Annotated in this window: 21 protein-coding genes; 8 read left to right on the forward strand and 13 right to left on the reverse strand. The window is 73.0% G+C overall.

Going from position 1 to position 26,440, the window contains the following annotated elements; all coding sequences use genetic code 11:
• Positions 1–106: 106 nt before the first annotated feature.
• From ACFY0U_RS36595 to ACFY0U_RS36605, 3 genes are read right to left on the reverse strand one after another with little or no spacing between them, the layout of a single operon-like run.
• Positions 107–502, reverse strand: coding sequence for a DUF742 domain-containing protein (locus ACFY0U_RS36595; protein WP_388643263.1), 396 nt, complete (start codon positions 500–502; stop codon positions 107–109).
• Positions 503–511: 9 nt separating this feature from the next.
• Positions 512–946 (reverse strand): roadblock/LC7 domain-containing protein, encoded by a 435-nt coding sequence (locus ACFY0U_RS36600; RefSeq protein WP_046262091.1) that lies wholly within the window; start codon positions 944–946, stop codon positions 512–514.
• Positions 943–3,867, reverse strand: a complete 2,925-nt coding sequence (locus ACFY0U_RS36605) for a nitrate- and nitrite sensing domain-containing protein (RefSeq protein WP_388643264.1) — start codon at positions 3,865–3,867, stop codon at positions 943–945. Before ACFY0U_RS36605 ends, ACFY0U_RS36600 begins: the two co-directional genes overlap by 4 nt.
• A 419-nt stretch (positions 3,868–4,286) precedes the next feature.
• Between ACFY0U_RS36605 and ACFY0U_RS36610 the strand changes: the two genes are divergently transcribed.
• Positions 4,287–4,835 carry a hypothetical protein gene (locus tag ACFY0U_RS36610; protein ID WP_388643266.1) on the forward strand — a complete coding sequence of 183 codons (549 nt, stop codon included), beginning with the start codon at positions 4,287–4,289 and terminating at the stop codon, positions 4,833–4,835.
• Between the two features lie 33 nt (positions 4,836–4,868).
• On the opposite strand, the gene ACFY0U_RS36615 is transcribed toward ACFY0U_RS36610, so the two are convergent.
• From ACFY0U_RS36615 to ACFY0U_RS36630, 4 genes are all read right to left on the reverse strand, one after another.
• Positions 4,869–9,515: a hypothetical protein gene (locus ACFY0U_RS36615; protein WP_388643267.1), complete on the reverse strand. Its 4,647-nt coding sequence runs from the start codon at positions 9,513–9,515 to the stop codon at positions 4,869–4,871.
• Positions 9,516–9,552: 37 nt separating this feature from the next.
• Positions 9,553–10,428, reverse strand: coding sequence for a hypothetical protein (locus ACFY0U_RS36620; protein ID WP_388643268.1), 876 nt, complete (start codon positions 10,426–10,428; stop codon positions 9,553–9,555).
• Between the two features lie 31 nt (positions 10,429–10,459).
• Positions 10,460–11,986, reverse strand: a complete 1,527-nt coding sequence (locus tag ACFY0U_RS36625) for a hypothetical protein (protein ID WP_388643270.1) — start codon at positions 11,984–11,986, stop codon at positions 10,460–10,462.
• Between the two features lie 77 nt (positions 11,987–12,063).
• On the reverse strand, positions 12,064–12,759 hold the full coding sequence (locus ACFY0U_RS36630) for a GntR family transcriptional regulator (RefSeq protein ID WP_388643271.1): 696 nt from the start codon (positions 12,757–12,759) through the stop codon (positions 12,064–12,066).
• A 130-nt stretch (positions 12,760–12,889) separates the two neighbouring features.
• Here ACFY0U_RS36630 and ACFY0U_RS36635 point away from each other — a divergent pair, with 130 nt between their 5' ends.
• Genes ACFY0U_RS36635 through ACFY0U_RS36655 form a run of 5 tightly spaced genes read left to right on the forward strand, consistent with a single transcriptional unit; the run spans position 12,890 to position 17,274 of the window.
• On the forward strand, positions 12,890–14,185 hold the full coding sequence (locus ACFY0U_RS36635) for an MFS transporter (protein ID WP_388643274.1): 1,296 nt from the start codon (positions 12,890–12,892) through the stop codon (positions 14,183–14,185).
• On the forward strand, positions 14,182–15,003 hold the full coding sequence (locus tag ACFY0U_RS36640) for a putative hydro-lyase (protein WP_388643275.1): 822 nt from the start codon (positions 14,182–14,184) through the stop codon (positions 15,001–15,003). The genes ACFY0U_RS36635 and ACFY0U_RS36640 overlap by 4 nt, the downstream gene beginning before the upstream one ends.
• Before the next feature lie 32 nt (positions 15,004–15,035).
• A complete protein-coding gene (locus ACFY0U_RS36645) occupies positions 15,036–15,794 on the forward strand; it encodes a LamB/YcsF family protein (RefSeq protein WP_388643278.1) in 759 nt (252 codons plus the stop codon).
• Positions 15,791–16,408: an allophanate hydrolase subunit 1 gene (locus ACFY0U_RS36650; protein WP_388643281.1), complete on the forward strand. Its 618-nt coding sequence runs from the start codon at positions 15,791–15,793 to the stop codon at positions 16,406–16,408. Before ACFY0U_RS36645 ends, ACFY0U_RS36650 begins: the two co-directional genes overlap by 4 nt.
• Complete coding sequence (locus ACFY0U_RS36655) at positions 16,405–17,274, forward strand: biotin-dependent carboxyltransferase family protein (protein ID WP_388643282.1); 870 nt, start codon at positions 16,405–16,407, stop codon at positions 17,272–17,274. The genes ACFY0U_RS36650 and ACFY0U_RS36655 overlap by 4 nt, the downstream gene beginning before the upstream one ends.
• A gap of 88 nt (positions 17,275–17,362) precedes the next feature.
• On the opposite strand, the gene ACFY0U_RS36660 is transcribed toward ACFY0U_RS36655, so the two are convergent.
• The 5 genes from ACFY0U_RS36660 to ACFY0U_RS36680 form a co-directional block, all read right to left on the reverse strand.
• Positions 17,363–18,208: an SGNH/GDSL hydrolase family protein gene (locus tag ACFY0U_RS36660; protein WP_388643284.1), complete on the reverse strand. Its 846-nt coding sequence runs from the start codon at positions 18,206–18,208 to the stop codon at positions 17,363–17,365.
• A complete protein-coding gene (locus ACFY0U_RS36665; RefSeq protein WP_388643286.1) occupies positions 18,205–19,359 on the reverse strand; it encodes a glycosyltransferase in 1,155 nt (384 codons plus the stop codon). The genes ACFY0U_RS36660 and ACFY0U_RS36665 overlap by 4 nt, the downstream gene beginning before the upstream one ends.
• Positions 19,356–20,489 carry a glycosyltransferase family 4 protein gene (locus tag ACFY0U_RS36670; RefSeq protein WP_388643287.1) on the reverse strand — a complete coding sequence of 378 codons (1,134 nt, stop codon included), beginning with the start codon at positions 20,487–20,489 and terminating at the stop codon, positions 19,356–19,358. Before ACFY0U_RS36670 ends, ACFY0U_RS36665 begins: the two co-directional genes overlap by 4 nt.
• 158 nt (positions 20,490–20,647) lie before the next feature.
• Complete coding sequence (locus tag ACFY0U_RS36675) at positions 20,648–22,066, reverse strand: HEAT repeat domain-containing protein (protein WP_388643289.1); 1,419 nt, start codon at positions 22,064–22,066, stop codon at positions 20,648–20,650.
• Positions 22,067–22,366: 300 nt separating this feature from the next.
• Complete coding sequence (locus ACFY0U_RS36680) at positions 22,367–22,759, reverse strand: ankyrin repeat domain-containing protein (RefSeq protein WP_388643291.1); 393 nt, start codon at positions 22,757–22,759, stop codon at positions 22,367–22,369.
• A 262-nt stretch (positions 22,760–23,021) separates the two neighbouring features.
• On the opposite strand from ACFY0U_RS36680, the gene ACFY0U_RS36685 reads away from it, so the two are divergent.
• Together ACFY0U_RS36685 and ACFY0U_RS36690 are read left to right on the forward strand one after the other, a co-directional pair.
• On the forward strand, positions 23,022–23,216 hold the full coding sequence (locus tag ACFY0U_RS36685) for a hypothetical protein (protein WP_046262076.1): 195 nt from the start codon (positions 23,022–23,024) through the stop codon (positions 23,214–23,216).
• 40 nt (positions 23,217–23,256) lie between these two features.
• Positions 23,257–24,813: an ABC transporter ATP-binding protein gene (locus tag ACFY0U_RS36690; protein WP_388643294.1), complete on the forward strand. Its 1,557-nt coding sequence runs from the start codon at positions 23,257–23,259 to the stop codon at positions 24,811–24,813.
• Positions 24,814–24,921: 108 nt separating this feature from the next.
• On the opposite strand, the gene ACFY0U_RS36695 is transcribed toward ACFY0U_RS36690, so the two are convergent.
• A complete protein-coding gene (locus ACFY0U_RS36695) occupies positions 24,922–26,421 on the reverse strand; it encodes a PLP-dependent aminotransferase family protein (protein WP_388643297.1) in 1,500 nt (499 codons plus the stop codon).
• Positions 26,422–26,440: the final 19 nt, after the last annotated feature.

A 26,440-nucleotide genomic window follows, 5' to 3' on the forward strand; every position in this document is an offset into this window, starting at 1 on the left:
CTGATCGCGCTGTTCGGCACCGTATCCGCAGAGTGGCGGGAGACCGTCTGCGGATGGTCGTCGACGATCAGTCAGATCATATCGGGAGGGCTGTTTCGGTGCCCGGTCACAGGGCTCTGAGACCGTTGATCACATCGCGCAGGATGCTCTCGTCCGGCAGCTCGGCGGGCGGCACAGGGCGGTTCACATGGACGAACTCCGCGTCCACGAGATCGCCCACCAGGACCCGTACCACGCCGATGGGCAGGTCGAGTTCGGAGGACAGCTCGGCGACCGACTGCGGGGCGTCCCTGCACAGGTCGACGATGTCCACGTGCTCCGGGGACAGCGTGTGGTCGCCTTCGGGGTCGTCCGCCTGCGCCTCCGCGACGACCACCGCGATGAGGTCGAGGCGGTGCTGAGCCGCACTGGTGGTGCGGCCACGCGTCATGGCGTACGGACGGACGACCGGTCCGGCCTCGTCGTCGAACCAGTGGCTTCTTCCCTGACCGTCTTGGCTCATGTCATCTCACTACCCGCCCTGAGGCAGATCGGTGCGCGGAGTGGATGCCAGATGTACACCGACCCGCTTGACGAGGAGCGTCATCTCGTAGGCGACCAGGCCGACGTCGGAGTCCGCGTCCGAGAGGACGGCGAGGCAGCTGCCGTCGCCGGCGGCCGTCACGAACAGGAAGGCGTCGTCGAGCTCGACGACCGTCTGCCGGACGTTGCCCGCCTCGAAGTGGCGGCCCACGCCCTTGGCGAGGCTGTGGAAGCCCGAGGCGACGGCGGCCAGGTGCTCGCCGTCCTCCCGGGTCAGGTCCTTGGACACCCCCGTCGCCAGCCCGTCGCCGGAGAGCACGACGGCCTTGCGGATGCTTGCTACGCGGTCGACCAGGTCGTCCAGGAGCCAGTTGAGCTCGCCGGAGTTGGTTGTGCTGTGGCCGGTCGCCTTCGGTGCGGTCATCGACCGTCCCCCTTAGTTCCTCGTGGTGCTGTGCCGCTGTGGGTGTCGTCGCCCGCGGCGTCGTTCTCCGCACGGCCGCGCTGCCAGCCGCGCTGGAGCGATGCCATACGGCTGCGTACCTGGTCGGCGTCCCGTTCGTCGAGCCCCGTGCGGTCCTCGGTGCGGCGCCCGGCCGGACTCTGCTTCAGCTGCGGGGCCAGGTTGGCCTGGCGTACCCGGCGGGGCAGCGGGCCGGTGCCCGGGGCGGTGTCCCGCGGTGCGGCGCCGTGTCCGGTCGGCTGGGCCGTGGCGTCGGTGCCGGGCTCCTGTGGCACAGGACGGGAGCCGGTCCGCTCCAGGGCGGTACCGGGGCCGCTCCGGTGGGGTGCGACGCCCTCTGGAGCGGGTGTGGAGGACTCGCCCGCGCCGCTCGACGCGATCTCGGCGCGCCGGGTGCGCCTGGGGAGGCCGGGAGCGCCGGACGGCGGCCCGCCGAGTTCGCGCCCCGTGGTCGTCGGGGCTTCGGCGCGTTCCTCGTCCAGGCGGTCGGCGACACCGGTGGCGCGGCGCTGCGGTCCCGTCGCGCGCCTGCGGGCGGGCAGGGGCGGAGGTTCCTGGAGATGCGACCGGTTCGGGCCGGCCGGGGTCTCGTCGTCGCTCTGCTCCCGCTGCTCGGTCACCGGGCGGCCGTGCGAGCTGACCAGCTTGGGGGTGTGGCGGCGGGGCAGCGGCACCGGGGCGTTCAGGTCGTGGTCGGGGGTGTCGTGGCGGTCCTCGCCCCGGGTGGCGTCCGTGCGGACCAGGGAGTGGCGCGGGCGGAACAGACCGCCGCGTTCGCTGTCCTCGTCGTCGAGCGCCCCGGGGAAGTCGTCGATGGCGTCCAGGTCGACGGGCGCCTCCAGCTCGACGGGACCGTCCAGGAGCCCTCCCGTGAGGCCGGGCAGCGGCACCGGCACCTGGGCGAGCTGGGCCCGGCGGGCTTCCTCCAGCTCGGCCTCCTTGGAGGGCTGGGGGCGGTCCAGGCGGAAGCCGATGCCGTTGGTGTCCGGGATGTCGTCCGTCAGCAGGGCGTTCGGGATGAACACGACGGCCGTCGTGCCGCCGTACGGCGAGGGCTGGAGCGAGACCCGGACGTTCTGCCGCTGGGCGAGCCGGCTGACCACGAACAGTCCCAGCCGGTCGGTGTCGGACAGCTCGAACTCGGGTGTCTCCGCGAGCCGGAGGTTGGCGTCCAGAAGGGCGTCGGCCGCCATGCCGAGGCCCCGGTCGTGGATCTCCAGGGTGAAGCCGTTGGCGACGCGCTCGCCCAGCACCTGGACGGCGGTGTGCGGCGGGGAGAACACCGTGGCGTTCTCCAGGAGTTCGGCGACCAGGTGGGTGAGGTCCGCGACGGCGGGGCCGGTGACGGCGACCCGCGGCAGTCGGCGGACCTCGATGCGCTCGTAGTCCTCGACCTCGGCGACGGCGGCGCGTACGACGTCCATGAGCTGGACGGGCTTGCGCCACTGCCGCGAGGGGGCGGCGCCGGAGAGGATCACGAGGCCCTCGGCGTGGCGGCGCATACGGGTGGTCAGGTGGTCGAGGCGGAACAGGTCGGCGAGTTCGTCGGTGTCCTCGGTCCGGCGCTCCATGGTGTCGAGCAGGGTGAGCTGCTTGTGCAGGAGCACCTGGCTGCGGCGGGCGAGGTTCACGAAGACCTCGGAGACACCGGCGCGGAGTTCGGCCTGCTTGACGGCGGCCTCGACGGCGGCGCGCTGGAGGGTGTTGAGGGCCTGGCCGACCTCGCCCATCTCGTTCTTGTCGTACTCCAGACGCGGGACCTCGGTCTCCACGTCGACCTGTTCGCCCGCGGACAGCCGGCGCATGACGCTCGGGAGCCGTACGCCGGACGCCTCGTGTGCTTCGAGGCGCAGCTGCCGCAGGTCGCGGATGAGACCGCGGCCGATGCGCACGGAGAGGACGACCGAGAACAGCAGGGCGAGCAGGCCGAGGACGCCGGCCACGGCTGCCTTGATGATGACGCCCATCGCGACGGGCTGCACCCGGTCCTGATAGCGGTCGCCCGCCTGGTCGTTGAGGGTGGCGAGTTCGTCGAGGACGCTGGCGGCGGTGGCGTCCCAGCTCTTGGCGGTGACGAACCGGGGGGTGCCGGGCTCGGAGTCGACGACGATCTTCTCGGCGGAGCGCAGCGACGCGGTGGACGCGTTCTTCCAGAACCTGTCGTAACGCTCGCGTTCGGCCGCGGGCAGCACCGGCAGGCTGACGTCGTACAGCACGGTGCGCTGGGCGATCAGGTCGGAGACTTCGCGGATCTCTCCGTGCGTGAGGTCGCCGACCACGAGGGCGGAGCCGAGCAGGGCGTCCTCGCGGGAGAGGAGTTCGCGGGCGCGGGTGATGTTGACGAGGGCACGGGCCTGCTTGTCCATCTCCACGCTGTCCACCCCGTCGAGGGAGGCCAGCAGGGCGTAGCAGGGGTCCACGAGCCGGTTGTAGCGCTCAAGGGCCTGGGCCCGGTTCACCGCGTCTTCCTCGACGCTGCGGCGCAGCGAGTCGATGCCGCCGAAGGCGTCCAGTACGGCGGTGAGGCGTTCCTCGTCGTCCTGGTCCATGCCGTCGCGGACGTCGGGGTCCTTCGCGCTCTGGCGGATCTTGGCGATGGCGTCGTCGGTGGCCGTGCGGGTCTCGCGGAGCGCGGCGAGCGCGTCCGAGGCCCGTGGGTCGGCCAGATAGACGAGGGTCTGGCGGCGTTCCTGCTGCAGGACGCGGACGGTGTCCTCGGCGGGGTAACCGAGGTCCTCCACGACTGTGGACACCTGGAACAGCTGGGCGACCGCCCGTCCCGTGAGTACCGTGGCGAAGCCCCAGATCGCTGTCAGGGACACCAGCGGCACGAGAAGCAGCGCCACGATCTTCCGGCGGATCGACTTCCCGCGAAAGCGCATGGCCTCCCCCAGCTCGACCCCCGCCGGCCGGGGGTACACATGTACGTCAACAAACGGCGCGAGCCTACTACCGTCACACAGTTAACTCGAAGAGGCGTCCGGAGTGCGAACTTCCGCACCGGTGACGCGAGATGGGGAGTTGTCCGGGCATTGGGGGAGATTGCCGCCCGGAAACACGGGGAGACGGCTCGTACGGATCCGACTGTAATGGCTGGCCAGTTGGCCAGAATTTTTCGTTTCTTGGGAATCTTCAGAGCGTCTCGTTCGTCCTTCTCTTCGGGAAATGGGTGCAAAATCGGCCACACGAGCCGCATCCCGCACCCGGGCGGCGTAAAACAGCGCAAGCCGGGCAGCCACTGGGGAGACGTGTGTTCGCACACGGAGCAAGGGGTCTGCTGGCGGTGGGGAGTGACACGTTGATGGGCACGGCGGAGCGGCAAGAGGCGCTCGTGGACGGCGCTGCGGCGCACCTGACGGAGCGGCGGAGTCCCGAGGCACTGGATCGCGACATTCCAGCGCAGGAGAGCGGGACCGGGCCGGGGGCCACCGAGCACGCCACGCCGGAAGAGGAGCCGTACTACCGGCCGTTGTGGATCGACGAGGCCGCGCCGCGGCGTCGGATGCCCGATCCGGTGCGCAGGTCGGCGGTGCGCGCGGTCCTGATCATCGCCGTGACGCTGATCCAGGCGATGGTGGCGTTCCTGTGCACCCTGGCCGGATCCTGGCTGGCGTTCCCGATGGTCCTCAGCAGTGTGGCGAGCACCGTGGTGGCGACGTGGGGCGCCCTGGACGTCTGGGTGACCCGTCAGGTCTGGAACCAGCGCAACGGCGTCGTGTCGGCCCCGAGCAGCACCGCCCGGGCCCTGCGGCGCGAGCGGCGCAGGGCCCGGCGCCAGACGCGGGCCGCGCAGCGGGCACAGGCCCGGATACAGCGGCGGGGCGGCGCGGGGCAGTTGTCGCACTCCTGAAGGGCGGCACCTGCCCACGCACCGGCCCTGCTCTCAGGACGTCGCCGGTGTCGGCCGCTTGAACATCCGGGTCGCCGTGATCTCGCTGTGGCCCGCTTCCTCCGACCGGGCCTGCTGCGGCAGTCCCGGGCGGAGGTGTTCCTCCACGCTGATGTACTTCAGGCCCGCCCTGAGGTCGGCGTCATTGCGCAACCTGATGACCAGCGGGAACTCAGCGAGCGCGGTGGTGTCGAACAGGCCCGTGGTGTACAGGAGTTGGACCCCCAGGGCATCCGAGACCGCCCGCTGGAGCTCCAGCAGATAGGTCGCGTTGGCCCGACCGATCGGGTTGTCCAGGAAGAGCGTGCCCGCGTGCCGGTGCTTGTCGCGGCCCCGGTCGTTCGACCGCAGCGCGGCCATCGTGCAGTACAGCGCGATGGCCGCCGTGAGCAGCTGACCACCGGAGAACACGTCGCCCATCTGCCCGACCGGCACGCGCTCGGCCCTCAGCACGGCATCCGGCTTGAGGATCTCGACGGCGATCCCCTTGGGCTGCAGCGCGGCCCCGACTCCCCTCAGCAGCAGGGACATTCCGTCGCGCCGCAGGTCGGAGTTCTTCTTCACCGCCGCGCGCGTGGCCTCGTCGATGACCTCGCCGAGCCGCTCGGTCAGCGTCGCCTGGTCGGGCTCCTCGAAGCGGATCCGCAGGAACTCCTGCCCGGACCACTCGCCGAGCCCCTCGGGCAGCCGGGACAGCCGCTGGGCGGATCGCAGGGTCGCCAGCGCCGACTCGACGAGCCCGCGCAACCGGTCCACGATCGAGTCCCGGTTCCGCTCCAGCTGCGCCAACTCGTCGGTGAGGACCCGCAGTCGGGGCGCGAAGGCGTCCGCCCACTTGTGGGCGTGCTCCGGCAGCGCGGAGGCGGGCAGCTCGCGGATCTGCTGACGCGCGGGGGTGCGGACCTGCTCGTAGCGCGTGGAGTTGGCGTGCCGGACGAGGATGTCGCTGGCCTCGCGTACGGCGGCCTCGGCGGCGGACAGGTCCGCGGCGCAGCCGCGCAGCGACCGGCGGGCCTCGGCGGCGGACTGCCGGGCCTCCTCGGGGCTGCCCGGGTACGGCTCCGGCTCCTCCTGGTCCTCGTCGGGGGTGTGCTCGCGCAGCAGATCGCGCAGCATCGCGGCGATCTCGTCGAAGCCGCCGGCCGCGTCCTCGGCGGCGCGGTGGGCGTCCAGGAGCTCGGCGTGCGCCTCCCGGGCCTGCGTCAACGCCTCGGTGCGGGAGGCGAGTTCGGCGGTCGCCGTGCGCAGCAGTGCCTGTGCGTGCTCGGCGTCGCGGGGCTCCAGCTCCTCGGACAGTTCGGTGTGGGCCTCACCGTCCTCGGGTGCGTGCCGCTCGGCCTCACCGCGCAGCCGTCCGAGCTGCTCGCTCGCGGTGGACATCCGCGTCTCCAGAAGCTGCACGAGCTCCTCGGCGCGGGCGGCGGCGGCCTGCCGGGACGGCCCGTCGGAACCGTCGGGCGACTGCAGGAGCTGCTCCGCGCGCGTGCGGACCTTGTTGCTCAGCCGGTCCAGGTCGGCCAGGGCCGCGCCGGCCTCGCTCTCCGCCCGGGCCTGCTCGGCCCGCAGGTCGGCGCCGACACCGACCTTCTCGTACAACTGTGAGGCGGCCCGATAGGCCTCCCGCAGAGCGGGCAGCGAGGCCTTCGGATCGTCGGCGTCGCTCTCCGGCACGTCGTCGGGGGCACCCGCGATCTCCGAGCGCTCGGCGCGCAGCGCACGCGCGGTGCGCCGGGCGTCGTCGGCGGCCCGCTGAGCGGCACGCCGGTCCTCGTCGGCGGCCCGGGCACGCTCAAGGCAGGTCTGGGCACGGGCCTCCGACTCGGCGGCCTCGTCGGCGAGTTCGCGCAGCTTGACCTGCCAGCCGGCCCGCTCACGCAGCCGGAAGGCGAGCCCGGCGAGGGCGTCGGCGGCACGCCGGGCCCTCTGCGCGGCCTCCTGGCGCTCGTCGCGCACCCGCACGGCCTCGGCCGCGGCCTCGTCGGCCTCGGCCCGCACGGCCCGCGCCTCGGCCAGCTCGGCCTCCGACTCCTCGGCGAACGCCCGCGTGTCGCGTGCGGACTGCGCCAGCTCGACCAGCCGCCCGGCCGGACAGCCGGTACGCCAGGAGGACAGCCGCGCGGACAGTTCCCGGTCCTTGCCGAGCCGGGCCGCGAGCGCGCGGATCTCCTCGTCGCGCTCGGTCGCCCGGGCCCGTAGCGTCTGCCGCTCCTCGTCGGCGGCGTGCTCGTCGTGCATGGCCGGGTTCGGCGGTACGAGGAAGACGGCCTCGCTCCCTGAGTCGGGCGCCGGGGTCGGGGCGAGCAGGGCCGCGGCCGTGCCGACGGCGACGGCGGACCGCGGGAGCAGTGCCGCCTCGCTCAGCGCCTCGCGGGCCCGTGCGTGCGTGTCGGGGTCGGTGATGATCACGCCGTCGACGAGCTCGGGCCGGGCGGCCAGCACGCGTGCGTGGTCGGCGGGGTCGACGGCCTGGGCGAGATAGCGCCAGCCGGGGAGCGCCGGGATGCCGTGCTCGCCGAGGAACTCCACGGTGGCCAGCACGTCCGGGCCCGGCGGCAGCAGTCCGCCGTCACCGAGGGCGCCGAGGATCCGGGAGTCGTCGGCGGCGGCCGTGCGCAGCTCGAAGAGGTGGCGCTCGGCGGAGGAGACGGCGTCGTCGAGCAGCTCGCGCAACTCGTCGGCGAACCGGTCGAGTTCCTCGGGGGTGAGAGTGCCCGCCGGCCCGGCCGGACCGTCGTTCTTCGTGCCCTCGGTGCCCGCCCGGGGCACCGGCACTCCCCCGTGGCCGGCATCGGAGGCCCCGGTCAGGCTGAGCAGTTCCGCGAGGCGCGGCTCCGCCGCCAGCCCCTCGGCGAGCCGCTTCTCGGCCTCGTAGGACCGCTCGGCGGCCGTGGCCGCGTCCGCGGCACGTGCCGCCGTCAGCTCGGCGCGGGACTCCGCGGAGCCCGCTTCGCGCGCGTGCTCGCCGGCGCGGTGCGAGGCCTCGCGCGCGGTGTCCCAGGCGGCGACGGCCGTCTTCTCGGCGTCGCTGGCCGCGAGGGCCGCCCGCGCGGGGTCGGCGTCGGGCGCGCTGTCGTCCAGCCAGCCGGCCCGTACGGCCTCGGCGGTCTCCTGTTCGACCTCGGTCAGGCGCTGCCGCAGATGCCCGACCTCGCTGCGGGCGCGCTGCGCATCGGTGGCCGCGCTGGTGGAGTCCTGGTACGCGGCCTCGCCGACCTCCTGGAGGGCGGCGGAGCGCTCCTCCCCCTCGTTGGCGAGGTTCTCGGCGCTCTCCGCGGCCGCGTGCAGGGCGCGTACGAGGTCGACGGCGGCCTTGGCCCGGGCGGCCAGCGCGGGGGCCGCGTCCCGCTCGGCCTCCTGGATCGCGGCGGACACGCGCGCGACCCGGTCGGCGGCGGCGCGGTGCCGCAGGACGGCCTCGGCGGCCTGCCAGGCCGAGTGCAGGGTACGGGCGTCGGCGAGCTCGCGCTTCTGCGCGGCGGCGGACTTCTCGGCTCCGGCCAGCGCCAACGAGGCGTGCCGGAAGGCGAGTTCGGCCGCGATCAGCGCACTGCGCTCCCGCGCGCCCTCGGCATGCGTGACCGCGTACGCGGCGGCCGTGACCCGCTGGGCGAGGTCGGCGGCGCGCACCCGCTCCCGGGCGCCGCGCGCGGAGAGTCTGCGGGCCAGTGTCCGCGTACGGCGTTCGGCGCCGGCGTGGATGTCACGCGCGCGTGAGCGTGCCTCGGCGGCCTCGACGATCCGCCCGAGGAGGTCCACCGACCCGGCGGTGAACTCCCGTTCGGCGATCAGCTCGGCCCTGCGGCCCAGCTTGTTGCCGAAGCCGCTGACCAGGTCGGCGAGCCCGTCGGTGTCCCGGGTGTCGGTCACGGCCCGCAGCAGCAGGTCGGTGAAGTCGGAGTCCTTCTTGACCGCGAAGAGACCGGCCGCCTCGCCCTCGTCGGCGTTCATCTCCCGCTGGTAGCGGAAGAGTTCGGGGTCGAGGCCGAGGTCGCCGAGGTGCTCGATCCAGCGGTCGTGGATCTCCTCCCAGTGCACCTCCAGGTGCGGATACGCCTTGCCCGCCTCGGTGATGGCGTCCCGGAAGCCCTTCATGGTGCGGCGTCGGCCCAATGCTCCGGACGCGCCCTCGACGGCCGGGCGCACGGCGGTGGACTCGGCGACGGGCAGGTTGTCCAGGGACAGTCCGGGCCCGGGCCGGAAGGAGTACCAGGCCTCGGCGAACTTCCGCGGGTCGTTGGAGACCTGTCGTCCCCGCCACTCGCTCACCTTGCCGACGACAACACACTCGCCGGTCAGGGTGTGCTGCCACTCCAGCGCGACATGTCCGCAGTCGTCGGCGAGCAGGAACTTGCGCAGCACGCCGGAGCTGGCGCCGCCGAGGGTGTTGCGGTGGCCCGGCAGCATGACGGAGAAGATCAGCTTGAGCAGTACGGACTTGCCGCCGCCGTTCTCCAGGAAGAGCACGCCGGCGGGCGCGGGCCGGCGCGGCGGGCCGACGGGCTCCTCCTCGAAGAACTCCGCCTGGGTGGGCGCGGGGTCGGGCACTTCCGCGCCGACGCCGCGCAGGTCAAGCACGGTGTCGGCGTAGCGCGCACCGGCGGGGCCGATGGAGTAGAGGCGGACCCGGGACAGCTCGTACATGGCGGACTCTCGTAAGTCTTCGGCAGGTGGGGGGAGTTCAGGAGTGGAACGGCAGTCCGGCGTCGGCCACCAGCTCGTCGGCGGTGTCCTCGGCGGGCAGCAGGGTCGGTGTGCCGTCGGTGACCGGGACGACGCCCAGTTCCAGCAGCTCAGCCATGGCGGCGCTGCCGGCCATGTCCCGTACCTGGAGCTGGTAGCGGGCCGTCGTGCGATACGTGCCGCCGTTGTCGTCGCCGGTGCGCTGCAGGAACCCGGAGTCGGTGAGGAAGGCGACGGCCTTGCCCACGATGCCGGTCGTGGAACCCGCGAGTCTGCGCGCGTCCTTCGTGGCACCGGTCGCGCTGCGTCTCACCCAGATCCGCCAGGCGGCCTCGAGCCCGGGTGCGTCGGTGGCGGGGTCGGTGTTCTCGCCCAGTTCGTCGGCCCGCTCCTCCAGCCGGCGGCAGGCCTGCCGGACGAAGGCGTCGACGCCGTTGACACTCACCCGCCCGATGTACCCGTCGTCGGCGAGGTCCTCGGGCCGTGGGAACGCCATGGCGGCCACGGCGAGATGGGCCAGCCCGTGTAGGAACCGGTCCGAGCCGTCCGCGGAGGTCCGTCGCGCGTAGTCGCCCATCCGCACGGCGAACACGGAGTCCTCGGCGGCGGTCACGGCCATCCCCGCGCGCGGGGAGACCTCCAGCACGACGAGTCCGAGCCCGGCGGCCACGGCATCGGCGAGCCGGGCGAACGGAGGATCCTCCCGGTAGCGCCGCAGCAGCTCGGTGTACTCCTGGTCGCGGGCGGGCTGGAGCTTGGGCTGAAGGCCGAAGGCGACGAGCCGAGCCGCGTCGGCGGCGTCGGCGGGCGTGACGACGGCGGACACCGGCGCGGGTCCGGCTTCCGGCTCACTCCACTCGACGTGCTCGGTCACGGTCGGTCTCCTTGCTGCGCTGTTGCTCGGCTCATGCTGCTTCTGTCCTGTCCGCCGCCATGCCCGCCGCGTCGAGCAGCGCCGTCCCCACGATCAGGTCGGCCCCGCCGAACTCCGGGTCGTCCAGCTCGGTCCCGTCGTCCACGGCGAACAGCAGCTTCTCCTCGCCCTGCCGATACGCGGTCCCCACCGCCGGACTGGCCGCGTGAACCGCCAACAACGCGACGAGATACGGCAGATCGGGGTCCAGACGACGCGCCTCGGCCAGCAGCCCCGACAACCGCCGCGGCGCATCCGCGGGCAGATCGAGCAGCTCCATCGCCGAGGCCAGCTGCTCCTCGCTGAACCGGCTGTCGTCGGGCGTGGCGATGAGGTCCGGCTCGGGCATCTCCGCGCCCAGGTGCTCGCGCTCCACCGGCGGCGTCAGCAGTATGTCGACGAGGTCCCCGACCCGTACCGACACCGGCGTACGCAGCCCGGTCCCGCGGGCGAAGAACGCGTCGGTGACCCGGACGGCCTGCTCCAGGGGCAGTGGCAGCACGGGCGCGACCAGATGCCCGTAGAGGTCTATCCCCGACGTCGTCATGGGTGTGGCGAAGGCCTGCCGGTCCTGCTCGGCGCGGAACAGCGGTCCCGCCTCCAGCAGTCGGGACTGTAGCTGTGTGTGGCGGCGGATGCAGTCCTTGACGATGTCGACCAGTTCGGCGGCCCGCCGCTTCTGCTCCGGGTCCTCGGACTCGTCCCGGGCCTTGCGGATGTTGGTGAGGATCGCGTTCTCGTGGCGGTAGCGGTCGGCGACGTGGTCGAGCGCCTCGGTGATCATGTCGGGCACCGCGTTGAGCCAGTCCACCGCGCGGACGTTGCGCCGGGTGGCGTCCAGGGCCCGGCGCAGTGTCTCCGAGTACTGCACGGTCCGGTACCGGGCCTGCTCGGCGGCCAGCTGGGCGTCGGCCAGGCGGCCGCGGCTGATCAGCACCTCCAGCTTGACCTCGGCGGCGATCTGCGCGCTGGTGACGTCGGTGTCGAGGGCGCCGACCAGGACGTTGACGGCCTCGTCCGTCGTACGGAGATACACCGAGCCTCCGGGGCCGGGTACCTCCTCGATCAGCTTGAAGTCGTAGTCACGCCGGACATATGTGCCGTCGGTGGCGAACGTGCCGTAGACCGCCCGGAATCCACGGTCCACGCTGCCGACGTTGATCAGGTTCTCCAGGACCCACCGGGCCACCCGCTCGTGCTCGACGACGGGCCGCTGCGGGGCCTGGGCGGCGATGCGCGGGATGAGACGGGCGACTATCTGGTCGTGGTCGGCGCCCGTGTCGAAGTCCATGTTCAGAGTGACCAGGTCGATGGCCGAGAGGGCCACCTCGGCCATGCCGTACACCGAGTACTCGCCCGCCAGATTGGCCTTGCGTGCGTCGAGGTCGTGCAGCGGCGCGGTGCAGGCGAGCGCGCGCAGCCGCCGCGCCAGCCCCTCGTCGGCGGCCGGGCCCGGTGCCGGGCGCGGCCCCGCGCTGAGCTGGGGCGGAACACTGTCCGTCGTTGCAGGCGAAGTCACGGTGCACAGACTAGGCCCTCGGTCTGACAACGGCCCAAACGTCACAGAAGCGACCCCGCACCCCAGCGATAGGAACGCTAGCCGTCCTCGCCGACCCGCCGCCGGTACACCTCGACCACCCGCTCCAGCGAGTCGTCCAGGTACACGGCGAGCAGCTTCTCGGCCTCCCGGCGGTCCCCGGACTGCAAGGCCCCGAGGATCTGGCGGTTGCGGGCGAGATACGGCTCGTGGAGCGCCTTCGGATCGTCCACCACGTGGAAGGCGAGCCGCAGTTCGGCGAAGACGCTGCGCATCAGCTCGTCGGTGCGCGCGCTGCCCGCGAGGGCGACCAGTTCGCGGTGGAAGTGGATGTTGGCGGTACCCAACGCTTTCCAGTCACCTTCACGCACCGCCCGCTGCCCCGCGGCGACGGCCTCGGCGAGCCCTTCTTCGGCGTACGGCGGCTCACCGAGCCCGCGTACGACGGCGCACTCGACGAGGCGGCGGGTGCGGTAGATGTCCTCGACGTCCTCCACCGTCAGGACCCGCACGAAAACGCCCCGGTTCAGCTCGTGGACGAGCAGACGTTCATGGGTGAGCAGGCGGAACGCCTCCCGCAGGGTGTTGCGGGAAACTCCGAGCGCGCCTCCGATGCTGTCCTCCGACAGCCGGGTGCCGGGTGGGAAGTAGCCCTCGGCGATACGGCTTCTGAGGATGTCCGCGACCCGCTCCGCCGTGCTGGTGCGGCCCAGGAGGGCGCGGTCGTCGGCCAGTCCGGTCAGCTGCTCTGCCATGCCCGGAATTCAACCGCAGACACGAGAACGAAACAACACGCCTATTGAAGGATCGTTGAACGATCCTCTACCTTGCTGCTCACCGCACGGCTCAGTCCCGCACCCTCCGTCCTCCCACTGCGAGGTGCACATGAGCACGACTCCCCCGCCACCGGCCATGACCGCACAGCCCACGACCACCGAACGCCCCGCCGACGACGGGGCGTTGGGCTGGTTCCGCGCCCTCGGACCGCGCGGCCGCCGCGCCTTCGCCGGCGCGTTCGGCGGCTATGCCCTCGACTCGTACGATTACTTCACGCTCCCGCTGAGCATGGTCGCGCTGGCCGCGTACTTCGGCCTGGACAGCGGCCAGACCGGCCTGTTCACCACCGTCACGCTGCTCGCCTCCGGGCTCGGCGGCGCCCTCGCGGGCGTGCTGGCCGACCGGGTCGGCCGGGTCCGGGCCCTGATGATCACGGTGATCACCTACGCGGTCTTCACCGTGGCCTGCGGCTTCGCGCCGAACTTCGAGTCACTGCTGGTCTTCCGCGCCCTCCAGGGCGTCGGCTTCGGCGGCGAGTGGGCGGTCGGCGCGATCCTGGTCGCCGAGTACGCGAGCGCGAAACACCGGGGCCGCACGCTCGGTGTGATCCAGAGCTCGTGGGCCGTCGGCTGGGGTCTGGCCGTGCTCGTGTACACCCTGGTCTTCTCGGTCTTCGACGACGACCTGGCCTGGCGCGTGATGTTCTGGACGGGCGCGCTGCCCGCGCTGCTCGTCGTCTGGATGCGCCGCCGGGTGCAGGACGCGCCCGAGGCCGTCGCGGTCCGCGAGAAGAGCGCCGGCCAGACCTCCTTCACGGCGATCTTCAAACCCGGCCTGCTGCGTACGACGATCTTCGCGGGCCTGCTCTCCACCGGTGTCCAGGGCGGCTACTACACCCTCGCCACCTGGGTTCCGACGTATCTGAAGACCGATCGCGGACTGTCGGTCGTCGGCACCGGCGGCTATCTCACCTTCCTGATCTCCGGCGCCTTCCTCGGCTATCTCACCGGCGGCTACCTCACCGACCGTCTCGGCCGCCGCCGCAACATCTGGCTCTTCGCGCTCCTGTCGGCCGTCTGCATCCTGGCGTACGGCAACATCCCGGAGGGCGCCAACACCCTGCTCCTCGTGCTCGGCTTCCCGCTCGGGTTCTGCATGTCGGCGATCTTCAGCGGCTTCGGCTCCTTCCTGGCCGAGCTGTACCCGACGGCGGTGCGCGGCACGGGACAGGGCTTCACGTACAACGCCGGGCGCGCGGTGGGCGCCGTCTTCCCGACCACGGTCGGTTTCCTGGCCGACAGCTGGGGTGTGGGCGGCGCGCTGGTCTTCGGCGCGATCGGCTACGGCATCGCCGCACTGGCGCTCTTCGGCCTGCCGGAGACCCGCGGAAAGGAGCTGGTGTGAACCGCACAGAGGACCGCCCCCTGACCCTCGTCGACGAGCACGCGCACGCGTGGAGCCCGCGCCACGCCCGGAACCGTTTCCGGGCGGGCCTGACCGGCCCCACCTCCGGGGTCGCGGCCGGCCACACCCAGGTCAACCTGATCTCGGTGCCCGCGGACTGGGCCTACGACATGCTGCTGTTCTGCCAGCGCAATCCGAAGCCGTGCCCCGTGCTCGACGTCACGGACGCCGGTTCCCCTACGACGGTCCTGGCCGACGGCGCGGACCTGCGCACCGATCTGCCGCGCTACCGGGTGTGGCAGGACGGCGAGCTGGTGGACGAGCCGACCGATGTGCGTGCGCACTGGCGTGACGACCTGGTGTCGTTCCTGATCGGGTGCAGCTTCACCTTCGAGTGGGCCCTGACCGAGGCCGGCGTCCCGATCCGCCATCTTGAGCAGGGCCGCAACGTCCCGATGTACGAGACCAGCTGGCAGTGCCGGCCCGCGGGACGGCTGCACGGCCCGATGGTGGTGTCGATGCGTCCCGTGCCGCCGCAGCACCTGTCGGCGGCGATCCGGGAGAGCAGTCTGCTCCCGGCCGTGCACGGCGGCCCCGTACACTGCGGCGACCCGTCGACCCTCGGCATCGATGACCTCGACCGCCCCGACTTCGGGGACCCGGTGGACGTCGAGCCGGACGACATCCCGGTGTTCTGGGCCTGTGGCGTGACCCCGCAGGCCGCGGTGATGGCCTCGCGCCCGCCGTTCGCCATCACCCACGCGCCCGGGCAGATGTTCCTCACGGACGCCCGCGACCAGCAGTACCGAGTGGCCTGAGAAGCGGCCTCGGAAGGAGACTCGGAAGTTCCATGACCTCGATCGATCTCAACGCCGACCTCGGCGAGGGCTTCGGCCGCTGGCAGCTCACCGACGACGAACGGCTGCTGTCCGTCGTCACGAGCGCCAACGTGGCCTGCGGCTTCCACGCCGGGGACGCGGCGACCATGCGGCGGGTGTGCGAGCAGGCGGCCGAGCGCGGCGTACGGATCGGCGCCCAGGTCTCCTACCGGGACCTGGCCGGGTTCGGGCGGCGCGCGATGGACGTGCCGTCCGCCGAGCTGGCGGCCGAGGTGGCGTATCAGATCGGTGCCCTGGAGGTCTTCGCGCGGGCGGCGGGCACGCGCGTGTCGTACGTCAAGCCGCACGGCGCGCTCTACAACCGGGTCGTGCACGACGAGGAACAGGCCGCGGCGGTCGTCGACGGCGTGCTCCTCGCGGACGCGACCCTGCCCGTCCTCGGTCTGCCCGGTTCGCGTCTGCTGGAGCTGGCCGGGAAGGCGGGCCTGCCGACGGTCACGGAGGCGTTCGCGGACCGCGCCTACACCGATGGCGGCACGCTGGTGCCGCGCGGCGTGCCGGGCGCGGTCGTCACCGATCCGGACACCGTCGTGGAGCGCTCGGTGGGGCTGGCCCGGGACTGCGCGGTCACCGCGCACTCCGGCGCGCGCATCGAGGTCCGGGCACGCTCGCTGTGCCTGCACGGGGACACCCCGGGCGCCGTGGAGCTGGCCCGCCGGATCCGGGAGCGGCTGACGGCGTCGGGCGTCCTTGTGGCGGCCTTCGCATGAGGGCGCTGCCCGTCGGCGACGGCGCGCTGCTCGTCGAGGTCTCCTCGGGCGAGGAGGCGCAGGCGCTCCACGCGGAGCTGCTGCGCCGCCGCGCGGAGGGCTCGCTGACCGTGGCCGAGATCGTCCCCGCGGCCCGCACGGTCCTCCTCGACGGCCTGACCGACCCGGCCCGGCTGGCCTCCGAACTGACCGCCTCCGCCGTACCGCCGTCTCCCCCACGCGCGCGTGACGTCGTCGAACTCCCGGTGCGCTACGACGGCCCCGACCTGGCCGACGTGGCCGCGCACTGGGGCGTCCCACCGCGCGAGGTGGCCCGCATCCACGCGGCCACCGAGTTCACCGTCGCCTTCTGCGGGTTCGCCCCCGGCTTCGGCTACCTCACCGGCCTGCCGCAGCGCTACGACGTCCCGCGCAGGGCGACCCCGCGCACGGCCGTCCCACCCGGTTCGGTGGCTCTCGCGGGCCCGTACACAGGCGTGTACCCGCGCTCGTCGCCGGGCGGCTGGCAGCTGATCGGTACGACGGACTCGGTGCTGTGGGACCACGCGCGTGTGCCGGCGGCACTGCTGTCGCCGGGCACGCGCGTGCGGTTCGTCCCGGTGGGTGCGGCATGACGGACCGCGCGCTCGCCGTCGTACGGTCCGGGGCGCTGACCACCGTGCAGGACCTGGGCCGTCCGGGCCACGCCCACCTGGGCGTGCCCCGCTCGGGGGCGCTGGACGGTCCCGCGGCGGCCCTCGTCAACCGCCTGGTCGGCAACGCCCGGGACGCGGCCGTCCTGGAGACCACGCTCAACGGCTGTGCCGTACGCCCCCGTTCGGCGGTCCTCGTGGCCGTCGGCGGCGCCCCCTGCCCGGTGACGGTGGACGGCCGCCCGGTCGCCTGGGGCGCCCCGGTACCGGTCCCCGCGGGCGCCCTCCTGAACGTCGGCACGGCCGTCGCCGGTCTGCGCACCTACGTGGCCGTCTCCGGCGGCATCACCGTCGACCCGGTCCTCGGCAGCCGCTCCACGGACCTCCTGTCGGGCCTCGGCCCACCCCCACTCACGGACGGCGCGGTCCTGCCCCTGGGCACACCGACACACCTCCACGCACCCGTGGACGCCGCCCCGCAGCCGGCGCCCCCGGCCGAACTCGTCCTACGGGTGACCCTGGGCCCGCGCGACAACTGGTTCACACGGGAGGCGGTACGAACCTTCACGTCCCGCACCTACCGGGTCTCCTCCGCGAGCAACCGCATCGGCCTGCGCACGGAGGGCCCGGCACTGGAACGTGCTCTCCCGGGCGAACTCCCGAGCGAGGGCATGGTCCTGGGCGCGGTCCAGGTCCCGCCGGACGGCCGCCCGGTGGTGTTCCTGGCGGACCACCCGACGACGGGCGGTTACCCGGTGATCGCGGTCGTCCGCACCGAGGACCTGGCGGCGGCGGCCCAAGCGGTGCCCGGCATGCCGGTCCGCTTCATAGAGGTACGCCGCCGCTGAGCGCCCCGTCAGGGGCGCGGGGCTGTATCAATTTGCGGCTCCGCCGCGCGGGCGCGACCAGCCCCCACGCACCCGCAGACGAAGACGGTTAAGCCGCCTCCTGGGCAGACAGAGCAGACAAAGCAGCCGAAACCGCAGCGGACGCCCGAAAATCAAGCCTCGCACTCGTCCCCCGAGCCCGATGCCCCACCTCATCCACCGCAAGCCTCAACAACTGCGGCAACAGATCGGTGCACCGCCGAGCCACCCACCCCGTACCCGCCGTCGCCAGCCACCACAGACTCGCGGACTTGGTAGGCAGCGGAAACTCCGGCTCGGGCGAGGGCGCGGCCCCCGTCGCAAGCCCCGCCTCCGCCAGGAGCGCATGGAACCGCACGGCCAGCTGCCGATGCCCCCGCTCCCCCGGATGGAGCCGGTCGGCACTCCACATCGCCCGGTCCATGAGCCACGCCCCCTCGGCGGCATGCAGATGCACCGCCCCGTACCGCTCGGACAGCGCGTGCACCACCGTGTTGACCGCCCGTTGCCGTCGAGCCAGCGGACGCGCCAACGCCCCCGGCAGCCCCAGCATCGCGCCCGGGTCGGGCAGACAGGCCGTGAGCACCACCGCCCCCTGTGCGACGAAGGCCGCGTACACGGCGTCGAGCCGTGAGGCCACGGCATGGATGTCGAAGGTGCAGCGCAGGGTGTCGTTGACGCCGACGACGACGGACACGACGTCCGGACGCAGCGCGAGCCCGGCGGGCAACTGCCGTTCCAGCACGTCCCGCGTCTGGGATCCACTGACCGCGAGGTTGGTGAACTCCACGGACTCCACCGACTCGCCGAGCCCGCCGGCGAGGAGCGCGGCCCAGCCGCGCCACCCCTCGCCGACGGGATCGCCCACGCCCTCGGTCAGCGAGTCCCCGAGGGCGACGAACCGGACCGGTCTCATCGGACGCCTCCGGGCACGGAGACCGGCGCGTCGTGCGCGGCGAGGAACGCCTCCACCGCCGTACGCCATCCGAAGCACTCCGCACGCGCGCGTGCGGCTTCCCGGCGTGCGGCGGCGGGCCGATCGAGCAGCATCTCCACGGCGTCCGCGAAGGCACCCCCGTGGTCCGCCGCGACGGCCCCCGCGGAACCGATCACCTCGGGCAGCGCCGATGAGGCGCTCGCCACGACCGGCGTCCCGCACGCCATCGCCTCCAGCGCGGCGAGCCCGAAGGTCTCGGCCGGTCCGGGGGCCAGGCACACGTCGGCGGAGGCCTGGAGCGCCCCGAGCAGCCCGCGGTCGGAGACGTGTCCGAGGAAGACGACCGGCAGCCCGCGCGCCCGCTGTTCGAGCCGCGCCCGCAGCGGACCGTCCCCGGCCACCACCAGCCGCGCCCGCCGCCCACGCCGTACGAGCGCCTCCAGGGCGTCCAGCGCCGTGCCGGGCCGCTTCTCCACGGAGAGCCGGGTGCACGTCACGAGCAGCGTCTCGTCCGCGCGCGCGTACCGGGCACGCACCCCCGGGTCGCACAGCGCGGGGTGCCGCTCCACCAGGTCGACGCCCAGCGGCGCCCGTACGACATTGCGCGCCCCGATGCGCACGAACTCCCGCTCGGCGAACTCGGTGGTGCACACCACGCGCGCGTACGTGTGTGCCGTACGCACGTTGAGCGCGTCCGCGGCCCGCCTGGCCGCGCCCTCCGGGACACCCCAGGTGCGCAGGACGCCGTCGGCGGTCTCGTGGGAGACCATCACGGCGGGCACCCGGGCCCGCCGCGCCCACCTGCCGGTCCACCGGAGCGTGGTCCGGTCGGAGACCTCCAGCCGGTCGGGGGCCAGCTCCTCCAGCAGCCGGGCCACCCGCCGTTTGTCGGCGAGCACCCGGTAGCCGCCGGTGCCCGGCAGCAGCGGGCCGGGCAGGGTGATCACGCGGCCCTGTTCGGTCTCGACATCGCTGACCCGCTCGCCCGGCACCACGAGCACGGACTCGTGTCCGGCCGCCCGGTACCCCTTGCCGAGCTCGCGCAGTGCGGTGCGCAGGCCTCCCGAGGCGGGTGCGACGAAGTTGGCGAGGCGGACGATCCGCAACGCGTCCGTGCCGGTCGGCTTCATGCCGCCACCGCCGTCCGCGGTGTGGCGAGCACGCTCGCGTAGTGGCCGATCAGCTGGTCGCCGACGGCGGCCCAGGTGCGTCCCTCGACCATGGCGCGCGCGGCGGTGCCGTACGCGGACCGCAGCCCGGGGTCGGCGGCCAGGGCCCACACGGCGTCCCGTACGGCGGCCGCGTCGCGAGGCGGGACCAGCAGCCCGGTGCGCCCGTGGGCGACCAGGTCCAGCGGGCCGCCGGCGGCGGGCGCGACGACGGGCACGCCGCTGGCCATGGCCTCCTGCACGGTCTGGCAGAAGGTCTCGAAGGGACCGGTGTGCGCGAAGACGTCGAACGAGGCGAAGATCCGGGCGAGTTCGTCGCCGGTACGACGGCCGAGGAAGACCGCGCCCGGGAGTGCCTCGGTCAGGCCGGGCTGACTCGGCCCGTCGCCCACGACCACGACCCGCACGCTTTCCAGGCCGCACACACCGGCGAGCAGTTCGACCTGCTTCTCGGGGGCGAGGCGCCCGACGTAGCCGACGATCAGCTCGCCGTTCGGGGCGAGTTCGCGGCGCAGCGCCTCGTCCCGGTGCTCGGGGCGGAAGCGGACGGTGTCCACGCCACGCGGCCACAGCTTCACCCGGGGGACGCCGTGGGTCTCCAGGTCGTGCAGGGCGGCGCTGGACGGGGCGAGGGTGAGGTTCGCGGCGGCGTGCACGGAGCGGATGCGGCGCCAGGCGGCCGCCTCGCCCGCGTGCACATAGGTGCGGGCGTATCCGGCGAGGTCGGTCTGGTAGACGGCGACGGCGGGGATGCCGAGCCGGGCGGCGGCGGCCATGCCGCGGACGCCGAGGACGAAGGGACTGGCCAGGTGGACGATGTCGGCGCGGTGCTCGGTGAGGGCCGCGGCGACGCGTCGGCTGGGGAGGGCGACGCGTACCTGGGGGTAGCCGGGGAGGGGGAGGGAGGGGACACGGACGACGGGGCAGGGCGCGAGGGTGTCCACGCCGGGCCCGCTGCCGGCCGCGGTGGCCGGTGCGACGACGAGCGGAGAGTGACCGCGATCTACGAGGTGCCGGGCGGTCTGGAGCGCGCAGTGGGCCACGCCGTTCACATCGGGGGGAAAGGATTCGGTCACGATGACGACACGCATAAGGGTGTTGTCGCCCTGCTGGACGTGCTCGCGTCAACGTCGATCTTTCCGAACGAGGAACGTCCCATGAGCGTTCCCTCGCACCCCCGCGCAGGTCAGGCCGTGTCCATGCGCACCTGACCCGCGGGTCACCCCGAGTTCACCCTGGGGGCAGGCCTTCACATCATGGTGGCGTCCGGTCCGATCCGGCTGCGTACGGCTGTCTGGACCTCTGCTTCCTCGGCCGGATCGGCGGCGAGGCGGCGAAGCTGTTCGACGACCCGGGCGTCACCGGTCTCGGCGTGCCGGGCGGCGATCTCGCGGGTGGTCTCCTCGCAGTCCCAGAGGCACTCGACGGCGAAACCGGTGGGGTAGGAGGGGTCGGTGGCGGCGAGGGCCCGGGCGGCCCGGCCGCGCAGATGGGAGGAGGCCGTCTCCCGGTAGATGTGGCGGAGCACGGGTGCGGCGCAGGTGATGCCGAGCCGTCCGGTGCCGTCGACGAGGGTCCACAGGGTCGGCGCGTCCGGCCCTTCGCCTCGTACGGCCTCTCGTAGGGCCACGAGCACCAGGTCCTTGTCCTGCGCTCCGCCGCGGCAGGCGAGCATGCGTCCGGCGGCGGCGCCCAGCGGGTCGGGCCGGTGGGCCCAGCCGCGGGCCCGGTCGACGGCGGCGACACTGCGCATACGTTCGAAGGCGTCGACGGCGGCCTCCACGACCGGTGCCGAGCCGGTGACCACGGCCGCCTCGATCAGATCGAGGGCGTCGGGATCACTGCCGTCGGCGAGGTAGCGCAGCGCGGTGCAGCGGGCGCCCTCGGTGCCGTCCTGGGCGGCGGCGACGATCTCGGCCCGGTCCTCCGGACCCGCGACGGCCATGAGGCAGCGGGCGGCCGGCACATGGCGCGCGACGCCGCGTTCGATGCCCTGCTCGGCCCACTCGAAGACCGCCTGCACGCTCCACCCCGGACGGGGCCCGCTAGGTCGCATCTGGCGTTGCCAGCGGTCGAAACAGCCGGTCTCCTGGGCGGCACGCACGCGTGTGGCGATGGATTCGCGCGGATCCTCGGCCCACAGCCGCCACGGCCGTGGTTCGAAGGCATCGCGCACGGTGGCGGCCAGTTCGGCCTCGCCCTCGGCGTCGGTGCCGAAGCGGGCCAGCACGGGGGCGGCCAGGGCGCGCAGCCCGGCGTCGTCGTCCCTGAGGGCGAGCTCGTCCAGGGCCCAGGCCCAGTTGGACCCCGAGGCGGCGTACCTGCGCAGCAGTTCGAGCGCGTCCCGCCTGCCGTAGGAGGCGAGGTGCCCGAGGACCGCCAGGGCGAGCCCGGTGCGGGACTCCTCGTCGTCCAAGTGGTCCTCGACGTCGAAGAGGTGAGCCTCGATCTCGTCCAGCTCGCCGTTCAGGTCGAGGTAGAGACGGGCGTAGTAGAGGGAGCGGTTCTCCACCTGCCAGTCGTGGCGGGGGTCCCGCAGCACGCAGTGGTTCAGAGCCGCGAGCGCCTCGGCGCGCGGTGCGGTGAGCGCGTGCAGTGTGCCGTCGCCGCGGCCCCTCTGGAGGAGGCCGAGCAGCGTACCGCTGGGCGCTATGACCGGTTCGAACATGGGAAACAGCCTCACATCAAGCGTCGACGCAACCGGGATCTTGCTTTACCTGGCCGCGTGACAACACGTCGGGGCGCCCGCCGTTTCCTGCTTGCTGTAGACCATCTTCCTCTGCCTCTCGTCGGTGGCCCATGCGGGCCGCATCACGGCCCGCGCGGTGCGGCAACACCTGCCCAGCCATCGCGTCCGTGAATCACGACGTCATGATGACTCGGCACTTACATCTGCCGCGACCGAAATTTCGGCGGCCCTGTACCGCCTCCCCCGTTTTCCGTGTTTTCGCTGGTCAGAACATCAAGGTCAGTGTGCGCCGAACAACTCGAGCAGTTCGGTCTTGGCGAACATGCGAGCGGTGTCGAGGGCCGACGGGGTCCCCGCGGCCGGGTCGGCACCGTTCTCCAGAAGAGCCTTGATGACGTCCGTCTCACCCTTGAAGACCGCCCCGGCGAGCGGGGTCTGGCCTCGGTCGTTGATCCGGTCGGCCTCGGCGCCCCGGGCGAGCAGCGCGCGCACCGCGTCGGCGTGGCCGTGATAGGCGGCGAGCATCACGAGGGAGTCGCCGCGGTCGTTGGTGAGGTTGGCCGGAACACCCGCGTCGACATACGCCACGAGCGCCTCGGTCTGACCCCGGCGGGCCAGATCGAAGATCTTGGTCGCCAGCTCCACGACCTCGGGGTCGGGGGCTTCAGTCATCGGCCGGACCGCCTCTCATACAACCGTTCAGGTGAATCGCCAGGGTACTGGCTCGCGCCGCACATGACCCGATGTGCCGGAGGTAAAGATCACCACTGACCCGGTCGGACGCAAGTCCCCTGCTCATCCGGCCGAAGCCGACCCCGCCGAGCGAGTGAAATCAATCGAAATTCACCCAGTTGCACCTTTTATCGTATGGATACATCCTGTGATCCTGGAAGTACTCATGGTGACTGTCCCCACCTGAACCAGGAGCACTCACATGATCTTCTCCATCTCGGGCGTCGTGCTGCTCGGCATCGTCGTCTTCATCTTCTTCCGCAAGGACGGCCTCAAGGCGTCCCACGCCCTGGTCGCCGCCCTGTTCGGCTTCTACCTGGCAAGCACGGCCATCGCCCCCAGCATCAAGGCGGGCGGCGAGAGCCTCGCGAGCCTCCTCGGCGGCATCAAGTTCTGACGCCGTTCCTCCCGTCCGTACGCACCTCCAGGAGACAGCAGTGGTCCGGCGCCCCCTCCCCCGCATCCTGAGCACAGGCAGCGCGCAGATCGCCCGGAGCCGGGAGCTGGCCCGCACGGCGGCCGACAGCGCCACCGACGTCCTCCACCCGCTGATCACGATCACTCGCGGTCTGCGCCGGCTGGCTTCGGCCGGGCGGCGCAGGTGGGCCGACACCCCCAAGGACAAGCGCGGGCCGCTGCTTTTCCTGGTGGCGTCGGTGGTCCTGGTCGTGGCGCTCGTGCCGTACGGTCCGCTGCTCGCCGTCGTCACCCTGATGGCGGCGGCGGCATGGCAGGGCCGGGACCGCACCCCAGCGGCCCCGGAGGGCCCCGACGAGTCGCAGACCCAGCGCCTGCGGTCTCTGTACGAGGCCCTGGTGCCGTACTTCTCGACCGCCGAGGACCCCGATCCCCTCTTCGCCCACGGCGGCGAATGGGACAAGGCCTTCCCGGTCTACGAGTTCGACGAGACGGGCCGGATCACCCACCTCGTGATCCGCTACCCCGCGTACTTCCTGGACGGCGAGGCCGACTCCCGCGCGCGGATCGAGCAGTTGCTGCACGCCAAGTCCGGCCGCGGCCGCGAGTACCGCTTCGCCTGGGACGAGGAGGGCAACCAGCTCTCCGTCACCGTCCTGCCGCCGCTGCCCACCGACATCGCCGCCCAGCGTTTCGTCACGTCCCCCGGCGAGACGGTCCTCGGCTTCACCGATCCCACCGAGGTCCAGCGCACGCTCCCGCTCACCTACGGCGAGGAGCAGCGCGACGTACCGCCGGTCGTGTGGCGCACCGGAGTCCGCTCCACCGAGCCGCACCTGCTGGTCATGGGCCAGCCGGGCAGCGGCACCTCGACCCTGCTGCGCTCCATCGCGCTCCAGGCGCTCCAGTACGGCGACGTGGTGATCGTCGAGGGCAGCGGCACCGGCGAGTACGCCTGCCTCACCGGCCGGGACGGCGTCCTGGCGGTCGAGTGCGGGCTGACCGGGGCGCTGGCGAGCCTGGAGTGGGCCGCCACCGAGACGGAGCGGCGCCTGATCGCCATGAACCACGCCCGCCAGGCGGGCCACCAGCCACCGGACGACACCAAGCGTCCGCTGTGGATCCTCCTGGACCGCCCGAGCGCGTTCACGCACCTGGCCGCCGCCGACGGCCATCGCGACCCGCAGTCCCTCCTCCAGGTCCCCCTGCGGCACGGCCGCGCGGCGGGCGTCACCGTGGTCGTGGCCGACCAGTTCGACAGCGCGGACGCGCTGAGCGACGCGGTACGCCAGCACACACGCGCGCGTGTCGTGCTGGGCCCGGCGACGCCGGAGCAGTTGACCGCGGTCCTGGGCGCTCCCCCGCGCACGACTCCGGCCGCCGACGTCCCGCCGGGCCGCGGCTACGCCCGCCTGGGCACGGGGCCCGTGCATCGCCTCCAGGTGCCGGCGACGCCGGACCCGCACGACGAGGCGACGAGCGACGCGGCGCGGGAGGCGGTGCTGGCGTTGCTGCCGCCGCGGACGACGCCGGCGGATTCGGTCCCCGTGGAAGCGGTGGCCGCGGACGCGCCGTAAGTGGTTGCGGTAGTCGTGCGACTGCGGGGCGCAGGGGGCTGATCGCGCCCACGCGGCGGTAGCCGCAGATCGATACAGCCCCGCGCCCCTAAGTACATCCAGTCGGCGTCACGCCACAAACGTGCGCGGCGCTTCCCCGCCCCCGGACGCTCCGCTCTCCACCAGCTTCGCCGCCATCGCCAACCGCGCCGCAGCCTCCTCGGCCACCGCACCCCCCACGGTGAACGGCAGCCGCACATACCCCTCGAAGGCACCGTCCACCCCGAACCGGGGCCCGGACGGCACCCGAACCCCCACCCGCTCGCCGGCCTCGGCGATCCGAGACCCGGACAGACCCCCGGCGCGCACCCACAACGTCAGCCCACCCCGAGGCACCTCGAACTCCCAGGTCGGCAGCTCCCTGCGCACCGCCGCGACCAGCGCGTCCCGGTTCTCCCGCGCCTGCACCCGCCGCACCTCCACGGCCTGCTCCCAGCCCCCCGTGCTGAACAGCCAGTTCACGGCGAGCTGCTCGACCACGGGCGTCCCCAGATCGGCGTACGCGCGTGCCGCGACCAGGCTGCGGATGACGTCCGGCGCAGCCCGCACCCAGCCGATGCGCATGCCCGCCCAGAAGGCCTTGCTGGCCGAGCCGACCGTGATCACCGTGGACCCGGCGGGATCGAACCCGCACACGGGCCGCGGCATCTCGACCCCCTCGTCCAGCCACAGCTCGCTCATCGTCTCGTCGGCGACCAGGACCGTTCCCGCCGACCGCGCCGCGTCCACCAGCCGGCGCCGCTGGTCGTCGTCGGCGAGGGCGCCGGTCGGGTTGTGGAAGTCGGCGACGATGTACGCGATCCGCGGCGCCGCGTCACGCAGCACCTGCCGCCAGCGGTCCATGTCCCAGCCGCTCAGCCCCTCGGCCATCGCGACGGGCACGAGCCGGGCGCCGGCCTCACGCATCAGCTGGAGGATGTTGGCGTACGACGGCGACTCGACGGCGATGCGCTCGCCGCGGCCCCCGAAGAGATGGCAGATCGCGTCGATGGCGCCCATCGCCCCGGTCGTCACCATGATCTGCTCGGGCATGGTGGGGATCCCTCGCGCGGTGTACCGGTCGGCGATCATCGCGCGCAGCGCGGGCAGCCCCGCCGGGTAGTCGCCGTGGGTGTGGGCGTACGGCGGCAGCTCCTCCAGGGCGCCCTGCACGGCTCGGGTCAGCCACGGCTCGGGCGCGGGCAGCGCCGCGCAGCCCAGGTCGATCACCGAGCCGAGCGCCTCGGGCGGAAGGGGCTCCAGGCCACGCGCCGGCAGCGGGTTGCCGGCCGGTACGGCCGTCCAGCTTCCGGCGCCGCGCCGCGACTCCAGGAAACCCTCGGCGCGCAACGCCTCGTACGCCGCCGCCACCGTCGTACGGCTGACGGACAGGGACAGGGCCAGCTCGCGTTCGGCGGGCAGCCGGGCGGCCACCGGGACACGGCCCTCCAGCACCAGCAGCCGGATGCCGTCGGCGAGCGCCCGGTAGGCGGGCGGGCGGCGCGTGCCGGGGCCCGCGGGACGGTCCTGCTGGGAGTTGAGCAGCCGGGCGAGCTGCGCCGCTCCCATCGCCGAGGTCCACTGCGCCATGGAAATCAGTCCACCTTCC

Origin of the sequence: Streptomyces sp. NPDC001536, assembly GCF_042894505.1 — a bacterium.
Taxonomy (GTDB): Bacteria; Actinomycetota; Actinomycetes; order Streptomycetales; family Streptomycetaceae; genus Streptomyces.